The sequence below is a fragment of the Chitinophaga sp. genome (genome assembly GCF_036569125.1).
In the GTDB taxonomy this organism is placed as follows: Bacteria; Bacteroidota; Bacteroidia; order Chitinophagales; family Chitinophagaceae; genus Chitinophaga.
In genome coordinates this window covers 1-11,759 of record NZ_DATCRF010000153.1, presented here as the reverse complement: position 1 = coordinate 11,759, position 11,759 = coordinate 1, and the positions used below count along the sequence as shown (strand labels likewise).

Here is an 11,759-nt window from a genome sequence, read left to right as displayed (position 1 = left end):
ATGCGGGCGCCTAAATAAAGGAATTCTAATGGGTTTCTAATAAAAAATTCACATTTCTTTAATAAAACTTAACATTTTAATATATTTCGATCTATTGATTGAGATACAATGTCTTATACTTGTTAACCATTGCTTACTGGTTACGGAGAGTTGCTAAAAAAGCCTGGCGTTTTAGTTAACAAATCCTTACTTTTGACAATTGATCGATTGTGTTTTAACTATCAAACTACAGTATCAAAATGGGGTATATAAAAGAAAAATTCAAGGTAAAGGCCGATGAACTTAGCGCAGAAGTTAAGGACCTGGTAAAAAATCATGGCACTAAAAAACTGGATGATGTTACGATTGCACAGGCTTACCAGGGTATGCGCGGCATTCCCGGCCTGGTAACAGAAACCTCTTTACTGGATGCCAATGAAGGGATCCGTTTCAGGGGATATTCCATTCCCGAGCTGCGGGATAATTTACCCAAAGCCCCGGGCGGTGCAGAGCCTTTACCCGAAGGTTTGTTTTACCTGATGCTGATTGGCGAATTGCCCACCGAAGCAGATGTACAGTATCTTTCCGGCATGTGGGCCCGCCGTTCGCACGTACCCAACTATGTATTTGATGCAATTGAGGCGCTGCCCATTACTACGCACCCCATGACCATGTTCACCGTAGGTATTATGGCGCTGCAGACAGAATCTGTTTTTGCCAAAGCCTATGCAGAAGGCATCAATAAAAAAGATTACTGGAGCTATATGTATGAGGATACCATGAACCTCATTGCCCGCCTGCCCCGTATAGCAGCATACGTATATCGCCGTAAGTATAAAGAAGGTAAGCATATTCAGCCCAACGGAATGCTGGACTGGTCTGCCAACTTTGCACACATGCTGGGTTATGATAATGAAGGTTTCAATGAGCTGATGCGCCTTTACATGACCATCCACTCTGACCATGAAGGTGGTAACGTAAGCGCACACACTACCCACCTGGTAGGTTCTGCCCTTAGCGATGCTTACCTGTCATTTGCAGCCGGCATGAACGGCCTGGCAGGTCCGCTGCATGGCCTGGCTAACCAGGAGGTGATCCGCTGGATCCTGAGCATGCGCGAAGAGCTGGGCGGTGGTATTCCTACTAAAAGCCAGATCGAACAATATGTACGCAAAACCCTGTCTGATGGTAAGGTAGTACCGGGTTACGGCCACGCAGTACTGCGTAAAACAGATCCCCGTTTTACCGCCCAGATGGAATTTGCCAAGAAACACTTACCGGACGATGAGCTGGTGCGTATAGTATGGATGGTGTATGAAACCGTACCTCCCATCTTACAGGACCTGGGTAAGGTAAAGAACCCCTGGCCTAATGTGGATGCACATTCCGGCGCCCTGCTGGTACACTACGGCCTGGTGGAATATGAGTTCTACACCGTGCTGTTTGGCGTATCCCGCGCGCTGGGCGTACTGGCATCCCTGTGCTGGGACCGCGCCCTGGGTCTTTCTCTCGAACGCCCCAAATCTGTAACTACAGAGTGGATGAAGCTGTTCGCAGAAGGTAAGGTAGAAGCCAGTGCAGAATAGTCTTATGAGTCCATGGTCCATAGTCGATGGTCCATAGATTTGTTCGCATAGTAATACTTAAAGAATCTGAAATACTGAATAGTCCGTGGAGTATCCGCGGACTATTTTATTTAATCTTCGTATTTAAATAACTTGCAACCTCCATGGACCATCGACTATGGACCATGGACTAAAAACGCATTAATTATACCACCGCCAATCGCCATATTATCCAATCCAATCGAGTACCTGAAAGGGGTAGGGCCGCAACGCGGAGAGCTGCTGCGTAAGGAGCTGAACCTGCACACCTTTGGCGACCTGCTTAATTATTTCCCCTTCCGGTATGTGGACCGTACCAAGGTGGAAAAAATAGGGCAGCTCATGGGGCAAATGGATTATGTGCAGATCCGCGGGCGTATTATTTCCCTGGAAGTCATCGGGGAAAAGCGGGGCAAAAGGCTGGTAGCCACCCTGCGCGATGAAACCGGAGAAATAGAGCTGGTATGGTTCCAGGGCTGGCAGTGGATGCAAAAATCCCTGCAGGAGCAAACTGCTTACCTGGTGTTTGGCAAGCTGTCTTTCTTTAACGGCACCTTACAGATAGCCCATCCTGAAATGGACCTGCTCACGGAAAATATTGCCAGTGGCAAACAGTTCCTGGAGCCGGTATATTATACCACCGAAAAGCTGAAGGCCCGCGGTCTAACGGCCAAGGCTATCGGAAAGCTCACCTTTAACCTGCTGGAACAGCTCTCTCCCCTGGAAATACCGGAAAATATTCCCGCGCCTGTAATGCAGCAATACCGCCTTATGACAAGGCCCATGGCTTTTTTCAAGATCCATTTACCAGCCACGGAAGAAGAAGCGCAGCAGGCCAGGCGCCGCCTGAAGTTTGAAGAGCTGTTCATTGCACAGATCCGTATTTGCCGCATCAGGATCAGGCGGCACCAGCAATCGCAGGGATATATCTTTGGCGCGGTAGGAGATCACTTCAACGACTTTTATAACAACCATTTGCCCTTTCCCTTAACCGGCGCGCAAAAGCGGGTGTTAAAAGAAATACGGCAGGATACAATGAATGGCCGCCAGATGAACCGCCTGTTACAGGGCGATGTAGGCAGCGGCAAAACCATTGTAGCCCTGTTAACCATGCTGCTGGCCATAGACAATGGTTTCCAGGCCTGTTTAATGGCCCCCACGGAGATATTGTCGCAGCAGCATTTTAAAGGCATTTCAGAGCTGCTGGAAAATATGCCGCTAAAAGCCGCCCTGCTTACCGGCAGCATTAAAGGCAAGGCGCGCAAACAAATACTGGCAGCCGTAGCAGACGGCAGCATACAAATATTGATAGGCACACATGCCCTGCTGGAAAATGAAGTGCAGTTCAAGAACCTGGGCATGGCCATAGTAGATGAGCAGCACCGTTTTGGCGTAGCCCAGCGGGCGCGCCTGTGGCAAAAGAATGATATACCCCCGCATATACTGGTTATGACGGCAACGCCTATACCGCGTACCCTGGCTATGACCATTTATGGCGACCTGGATGTATCTGTGATAGATGAAATGCCGCCCGGCCGTAAACCCATTACCACGGTGCACCGCACGGAGTTCCAGCGCCCGCAGGTAATGGATTTTATTAAGGAGGAAGTTAACAAGGGCCGGCAGGCCTACATCGTATACCCGCTGATAGAGGAATCCGAAAAAATGGATTATGAGAACCTGATGAAAGGGTATGAGGAAGTAAAAGCTTTTTTCCCCGAGCCGCAGTATTACATTAGCATGGTGCACGGCCGCCAGCCGGCAGATATGCGGGAAACCAATATGCAGCGTTTTGTAAAAGGCGAAACCCAGATCATGGTGGCCACTACAGTAATTGAAGTAGGCGTAAACGTGCCCAATGCATCCGTAATGGTAATAGAAAGCACGGAACGTTTTGGCCTGTCGCAGCTGCACCAGCTGCGGGGCAGGGTAGGCCGGGGCGCCGAACAGTCGTTCTGTATCCTGATGACGGGTGTAAAGCTGGGCGCCGATTCAAAAGAGCGTATTAACGTGATGGTGCAAACGAATAATGGTTTCATCATCTCCGAAAAAGATATGGAGCTGCGCGGCCCCGGTGATATGGAAGGCACCCGCCAGAGCGGGGTGCTGGATTTTAAGCTGGCCGATATTTTGCACGATAAGCCCGTGCTGGATGCAGCCCGGGCCTGTGCGGAAAAGATCTTACAGGAAGATATGGACCTGTCGCTGCCTGAAAATCAGCCCTTACAGGAATATTTAGCCAGCCAGCGGGGAAAATCCCAGTGGAGTAAAATTTCCTGACCCGGTTTTACGTTTGTTATTAGAATTAAAATCATGCTTTAGTATGCCGGCCAACCGTTAAGTAACTTTAAACAGTGTAATCCGTTATAAGCCATGGGATCTGTTCCATGGACTTTTACCCACCAACTAAATGTTTATCACTTGAAGCTCAATTCCCTTGCCGTTTTTACAGGTATCATAATGGTGCTGGTAAGCGGGGTCGTTAAAGGTCAGTCTGGTGCCGCCAGTAATTTTACTCCCCTGCAGTTTGTAGAGAACAAAGGGCAGTGGTCCGGGAATTTCCTGTATAGAACAGACCTGGGCAGTGGCAGCATCTTCCTCAAAAAAAGTGGCTTCACCTTTAATCTGCTGGACCCGGCAGGCCTGGAAAGCGTAAGGGAATATTTTCACGGGCATGCATCCGGATCCGTACCTCCTTCTGTTGACTATGATGCCAAAGCTGCCTCCAATAAAAGCACAACCACGGCCAGCGTGCCAGGCGGCAGTAAGCCCCAGGCGCCGGTAATGAGATCGCATGCCTATGAGGTTACTTTTTTAAACGCCAATAAAGATCCGCAGCTGGTGCCGGATAAGGCTATAGAAGCATACAGCAATTATTTTATCGGGAACGATCCTGCGAAATGGCGCTCCAATGTAAAGTCTTACCAAAGCGTGATGTATAAGGAGCTTTACGCCGGTATTGATATGCAGGTGTATTCAGAAGCATCCCAGTTAAAATATGATCTTATTGTAAAACCCGGTGCAGATGCCGCTAAGGTAGAGCTGGAATATACCGGGGTAGATAAGCTGGAGCTGAAAAAAGGCAACCTGGAAATTACTACCTCCGTAGGCATAGCCAGGGAGCTGATGCCGTATGCTTATCAATACATCAATGAACAGCGTATACCCGTAAAAGTGAGTTACCGCTTGAATGGTAATAAAGTAGGGTTTAAAATAAGCGGGGATTATGATGGAAAGTATCCGCTGGTAATAGATCCCAGCTATGTATTTTCCACCCTCTCCGGCGCCCGGGCCGATAACTGGGGCTTTACCGCTACCTATGATGCAGCCGGTAATTTTTATGGCGGCAGCATCAGTTTTGATCCGGGTAATTATCCCGTAACACCGGGCGCTGCACAAAGCTCTTTCCAGGGTGGCAAGTTTGATATTGCTATCAGTAAGTTTGATCCAACAGGCCGCCGTTTATTATATGCTACCTACCTGGGTGGTAATAATATTGAGCAGCCGCATAGCTTGTTTGTAAATACGCAAGGCGAGCTGGTGATCAGTGGCAGAACCAAATCATCCGATTTTCCTTTCACCAACGTTATAGGCAAACGTGGCGGCTGGGATATTGCCGTGGTAAAATTAAATGCTGCCGGCACCGGTATTATCGGTGCATTGTGTATAGCCGGCAGTGTGGATGACGGCGTAAACATCAGCGATGACCGGGAAAGCGGCGCCTCCGTGCTGTTACGCAACTATGGCGACGATGCCCGCAGTGAGGTGGTGGTAGATGCAGCAGATAACATTTACGTGGCCAGCTGTACCCGCTCTACAGATTTTCCGGTAACAGCCGGCACTTTCCAGAACGGTATGGGTGGCAGCCAGGATGGTGTGGTAATGAAAATAGATCCCACCTGTAATACATTAACCTGGGCCAGCTATATAGGCGGTTCCAAAGAAGATGCAGCCTATGTGCTGGCATTAAATGGTAATACCCTGTACGTGGCCGGCGGCACCGCCAGCCCTGACTTTCGCACCACAGGCGGCAGCAAGTATCCTGCTTACCGCGGCGGCGTGTGCGATGGCTTTATCAGCCATATTACCACCGATGGTACCACCCTGCTGCAAAGCACCTTTATAGGATCTGATAATCCATCTGCCGACCAGGTATATGGTATTCAGCTGGATGCAGGCGGCTATGTATATGTAATGGGCACTACAGAAGGCAGCTGGCCCATACAGCAGCCAGGCGGCGGCGCTGCTTTTTATAATGATAATTCCAAACAGTTTATATCCAAGCTGCAGCCCAACCTCTCGGCCTTTGTATACTCCACCACCTTTGGCAAGCAGGCCACAGAACCCAGCATTTCGCCGGTAGCTTTCCTGGTGGATAAATGTGAGAACGTGTACATTTCCGGCTGGGGCGGCGGGCTGGATAAAAGCCTGAAATATCCCAATTCCGGTACTTCAGGCCTGCCGGTAAAAAATGCTTTGCAGCGCACTACCGACGATCAGGACTTTTACTTTTTTGTACTGCAGCGCGATGCTACAGGCGTGCTGTTTGCCAGCTTCTTTGGCGGCAATGGTTTGTATGAGCATGTGGATGGCGGTACCAGCCGCTTTGACCGTAACGGCGTTATTTACCAGGGTTTATGCGCCTGGTGTAATGTATCAAGTCCAACCAAACCGCGCTATCCCACCACGCCGGGCGCTTACTCCAATGTAGCGCCGCCGGACTGTAATTTTGGTGCATTAAAGATCGCCTTTAACCTGGATGGGGTAAAGGCCGGCATCAAAACCCTGGACCGTAAAAAGAACTATTGCGTACCTGCCGATATTACGTTTGTGGATACTACCAGCTCAGCCGCCCAAACCCGTACCTGGAACTTTGGCGATGGTACGCCGGATGTAGGAGGCAACCTGGATACCATTACGCATACCTATGCCGCTATTGGCGATTATACGGTGCGCCTGGTTAAATGCGATCCTGCCAGCTGTAATGGCTGCGATACAGCTTATACAGAAATACGCATCCGGGCCGATAGTGCGGTGGTTGATTTTTCAGCCCTTCGCCTGCCGCCCTGCGAATCGCTGGCCTATGAGTTCACCAATGCTTCCACCCCGCCACCGGGCAAGCCTTTTACCAACCAGTCATTTTTACTGGACTTTGGAGATGGCACCCCCGCATCGCCCGTGGGCACCGGCTCCTGGCAGCACCCTTACCAGGCAGATGGTATTTATAATGCCACCCTTACCCTGGTAGATACCAACTACTGTAATGCACCGCATACGGAAACTATACCCCTGCGGGTAGCCGCCAACGTAGTAGCCAGCTTTACAGCGCCCGACAGCTCCTGCGCACCGGCGGTTATTGAATTTGGCAATACCACCCTGGGCGGGGAATCCTTTAGCTGGGATTTCGGGGATGGGGCTACTTCTACGGAAGCTTACCCCACTCATACCTATCCCAACCCCGGCGACTACCAGGTAACCCTGCACGCAGTGGATAACAATACCTGTAATAAAACAGACGATACCACCGTAACCATACATGTATTTGGCGCGCCTTCAGCGGAATTTTCCTTTACGCCCATCAAGCCGGAGGACAATACGCCGGTTACCTTTGTAAACCAGTCCATTGGCGCAGTAAGCTATTTATGGGAGTTTGGCGATGGTGAGGTATCAGCACAAACCAACCCGGTGCACCAGTACAACAAAACCGGCACTTACGAAGTATGCATGACGGCCACTAACCAGGCCGGCTGTACGGATACGGCCTGCCAGCAGGTAACCGCCATTGTTATTCCTTTGTTCGATGTGCCGAATGCCTTCTCTCCCAACGGGGATGGTATGAATGATGTGCTGCTGGTACGCGGTTTCGGCATCAGTAAGTTCAGCTTCAAGATCTTTAACCGCTGGGGCCAGCTGGTATTTGAATCCAATGATCCTTCCATTGGCTGGGATGGCCGGTTCAAAGGTGCTTTGCAACCGATGGATGCTTATGCCTTTACGGTGTACCTGGAGTTTAGTGATGGCAGCAAGGCTAATAAACAGGGCAGCGTTACCTTATTACGGTAAAAGGGGGCTATACAACAATTTTTGCAACGCCTTAAACGTTTTATTATTGTACAGGTCTTAGTTTGGAATGGTACAAAAATAAATTTGCGGGCTTATGTATTATACCACTTGTTTATCCGCATCTTCTGTATAAATAACTTATTACATAGGATGAATGTTGCCCCAAAGCCGGTAACATTAGCCAACCTTTCCACGTTATTATTCGTATATTAGTTACAGGAAAAAACGCTAAATCTATTCCGTTGAAATTTACTTTCCTTGCCGGTTTTTTGAGTGTTACGTTTTGGCTGATGGCAGCATTGCCGGCCAGGGCGCAAGCACAGGAGAACAGTAATTTCACCCCTTTGCAGTTTATTGAGAACAAAGGTCAGTGGGAGGGAGATTTCTTGTACAAAACAGATCTGGGCGGGGGCGCCATCTTCCTTAAAAAGAACGGATTCACTTTTTCTCTCCTCAACAAAACCGATTATTCAAAGCTTACAGAATACATGCACGGGCATGCCGATGCAGCAGCGCCGCCTTATGTAGATTATAATGCAAAAGGTACTGCCGCCGCACCCGCAGCCGGCACCACGCCTCACCAGGATGTGCCGGGCGATATTAAACGTGAGAAGCCCATTGTAAGAGCGCATGCCTACGAAGTAACTTTTCTGAATGCCAAACCTACCTTACAGGTAATGCCGGATAAACCCACGGATGGTTATAGCAACTACTTCCTGGGTAACGATGCTTCCAAATGGAAATCAGGCGTAAAGTCTTACCAGCAGGTGCTTTACAAAGACCTGTATGCCGGTATCGATATGCAGGTGTATTCAGAAGCGTCTTTACTGAAGTATGATCTGATCGTACATCCCGGCGCCGATCCTTCCAATATTCAATTGCAATATAACGGTGTTGACAGGCTGGAGCTGAAGAAAGACCAGCTGGAAATTACTACCTCTGTAGGCACCTCTACAGAGCTGATGCCGTACGCATATCAATACATCAGTAACCAGCGTGTAACCGTAAAGGTTAGTTACCGTGTAAATGGTAATAAGGTTGGTTTTAAAATATCCGGTAAGTATGATCCGCAGTATCCGCTGGTCATAGATCCAACATATGTATTTTCCAGCGTATCCGGCTCCCGGGCCGATAACTGGGGCTTTACCGCTACTTATGACGACCAGGGTAATTTTTACGGCGGCGGTATTGTATGGGCGCAGGGTTACCCGGTAACAACCGGTGTGATCCAGAATGCTTTCCAGGGCGGGCAGTTTGATATTGGTATCAGCAAGTTCACCCCCAACGGCCGCAACCTGGTGTATGCCACCTATCTGGGCGGCAGCGGCGATGAACAGCCGCATAGCTTGTTTGCCGATGCAGCCGGTAACCTGGTGATCAGCGGCAGAACCACCTCCGGTAACTTTCCTTTTAAAAATGAAGTAGGTAACCGTGGCGGCTGGGATATAGCCATTGTAAAATTAAACGCAGCCGGTACCGGTATTATTGGTTCGCTGCGTATAGCCGGCAGTGCAGATGATGCGGTGAATATGCGCGAGAACCGGCAGGCCGGCAGCTGGGTGCTGTTACGCAACTATGGCGATGATGCCCGTAGCGAAGTAGTGCTGGATGCTGCAGCCAACATTTATGTAACCAGCAGCACCCGCTCCACTGATTTCCCGGTAACAGCCGGCGCCTTCCAAAGAAACTTTGGCGGCGCGCAGGATGCGGTGGTAATGAAAATAGATCCTAACTGTAACAACCTGTTATGGGCCAGCTACCTTGGCGGCGATAAAGAAGATGCAGGTTATGTGCTGGCGCTGGATGGTAATACCTTGTATGTAGCTGGTGGCACAGCCAGCGCTAACTTCCGCACCACCGGTGGGGCTATTTATTCCGGTTACCGCGGTGGTGTGTGTGATGGGTTTATTACCCACATCACCAACGATGGCGCCAGCATCTTACAAAGCACTTACCTGGGCGCCGACAATGCATCGGCAGACCAGGTGTATGGTATTCAGCTGGATGCAGAAGGGAATGTGTATGTAATGGGTACCACGGATGGGCGCTGGCCGGTGAAGCAGCCCACCGGCACCACGGTTTTTTATAACGATAATTCCAAACAGTTTATATCCAAGCTGGAACCTAACCTGTCGGCCTTTATATACTCTACCACTTTTGGCAAGCAGGCTACAGATCCCAGCATTTCACCCACCGCCTTCCTGGTGGATCGCTGTGAGAATGTATACGTTTCCGGCTGGGGTGGCGGTATCAACAAATCACTGCGTTATCCTAACTCAGGCACCAGTGGGCTCATCACCAAAAATCCCCTGCAGCGTACTACAGACGATCAGGACTTTTACTTTTTTGTACTGCAGCGCGATGCTACAGGCGTATTGTTTGCCAGCTTTTTTGGCGGCAATGGTTTATATGAGCATGTGGATGGCGGCACCAGCCGTTTTGACCGTAACGGGGTTATTTACCAGGGCCTGTGCGCCTGGTGTAACGTATCGGCCAACAACGGCGCAAAACCGCGTTACCCAACCACGCCCGGCGCATATGCAACCTCGGCGCCGCCCTTCTGTAACTTTGGTGCGTTAAAGATCGCCTTTAACCTGGATGGGGTAAAAGCCGGTATTAAAACCCTGGACCGCAGAAAGAACTATTGCGTACCTGCCGATATTACGTTTGTAGATACTACCAGCTCACCTGCCCAAACCCGTACCTGGAATTTTGGGGATGGTTCACCGGATGTAGGTGGTAACCTGGATACCGTTTTGCATACTTATAATGCCATTGGCGATTATACGGTACGCCTCATTAAATGCGACCCTGCCAGCTGTAATGGCTGCGATACTGCTTACACCCAGGTGCGTGTACGGGCCGACAGTGCTTCCGTAAACCTGGTGGTAACCAAGCTGCCGCCCTGTGAAGCCCTCAGCTATGATTTTCAAAATGCATCTGTAGCGCCGCCGGGCAAACCCTTCACCAATTTATCCTTCACACTGGATTTTGGGGATGGTACGCCACAGTCAACCGTAGGCCTGGGTAACTGGCAGCACGCCTACCAGTCGCCGGGTGTATATAATGCCCTGCTTACGCTGGTAGATACCAACTATTGTAACGCCCCGCATACGGATACCGTGCCCCTGCGTGTGGCCGCAAACGTGGAAGCCAGCTTTATAGCGCCGGACAGCTCCTGCGCACCCTCTACCATCCAGTTTAACAATACTTCCCTGGGTGGGGAAACATTTGAGTGGAACTTTGGCGACGGTGGCAGCACCTCTACAGAGGCTTATCCCACGCATACATATTTAAACCCGGGTACTTACACCGTTACACTGCATGCAGTGGATAATAACACCTGTAATAGGGAGGACGATACCAGCATAACTATCACGGTGTTTGGTCCGCCCAGTGCTGAATTTTCATTCACGCCTACCAAGCCCGAAGAAAATACACCGGTGACCTTTGTGAATCAGAGCATAGGTGCGGCAAGCTATTTGTGGGAGTTTGGTGACGGGACCGTTTCTACCGAAACCAACCCGGTACACCAGTATAACAAAACAGGAACGTACGATGTGTGTTTGCTGGCTACCAATGCCGCAGGGTGTGTAGATACGGTTTGTAAGCAGGTAGCCGCAATTGTGATCCCCTTGTTTGATGTCCCTAATGCCTTCTCACCCAATAATGATGGACGGAACGATGTGCTGATGGTGCGGGGCTTTGGAATAGCCAAATTCAATTTAAAGATATTCAATCGTTGGGGCCAGCTGGTCTTTGAATCCAATGATCCCACCATCGGTTGGGATGGCCGGTTCAAAGGCGCCATTCAACCCATGGATGCATATGCATACGCCGTAAGTGTAGAATTCAGCGACGGGACGAAAACGAATAAGACAGGAAACATTACCTTGTTAAGATGACGAGCCATGAAGCAGCAAGTAAAATTTTATGTAGCCGGTTTAGTATTGTTGTTCGCTGCCCTGCAGGGAACCGCACAGGACCTGCATTTTTCGCAGTTCTTTAACTCGCCGCTAACTACCAACCCGGCCAACACCGGTTTTATCCCGGATGGTAATTACCGGGTAGGTATCAACTACCGTAACCAGTGGGCCAGTATACCGGTGCCAT

5 protein-coding genes are annotated in these 11,759 nt (G+C 49.9%); all 5 read left to right on the top strand.

The annotated features are described in order from the left end of the window. The first annotated feature begins 239 nt into the window (after positions 1-239). The gene (locus VIM87_RS05495; RefSeq protein ID WP_331996007.1) at positions 240-1,565 is read left to right on the top strand and encodes a citrate (Si)-synthase, eukaryotic; all 1,326 of its coding nucleotides are present in this window, start codon (positions 240-242) and stop codon (positions 1,563-1,565) included. Positions 1,566-1,697: 132 nt separating this feature from the next. After that, complete coding sequence (recG, locus tag VIM87_RS05490; RefSeq protein ID WP_331996006.1) at positions 1,698-3,863, top strand: ATP-dependent DNA helicase RecG; 2,166 nt, start codon at positions 1,698-1,700, stop codon at positions 3,861-3,863. Positions 3,864-4,004: 141 nt separating this feature from the next. Continuing rightward, positions 4,005-7,646, top strand: coding sequence for a gliding motility-associated C-terminal domain-containing protein (locus tag VIM87_RS05485; protein ID WP_331996005.1), 3,642 nt, complete (start codon positions 4,005-4,007; stop codon positions 7,644-7,646). Between the two features lie 242 nt (positions 7,647-7,888). After that, positions 7,889-11,551 (top strand): PKD domain-containing protein, encoded by a 3,663-nt coding sequence (locus VIM87_RS05480; protein WP_331996004.1) that lies wholly within the window; start codon positions 7,889-7,891, stop codon positions 11,549-11,551. A gap of 6 nt (positions 11,552-11,557) precedes the next feature. After that, positions 11,558-11,759: type IX secretion system membrane protein PorP/SprF (locus VIM87_RS05475; protein ID WP_331996003.1), on the top strand; the 202-nt coding region annotated here is incomplete at its 3' end.

Bases quoted from the DNA above. Each gene is read 5' to 3' on its own strand.
- VIM87_RS05495 (WP_331996007.1), top strand. From the start codon at position 240: ATGGGGTATATAAAAGAAAAATTCAAGGTAAAGGCCGATGAACTTAGC.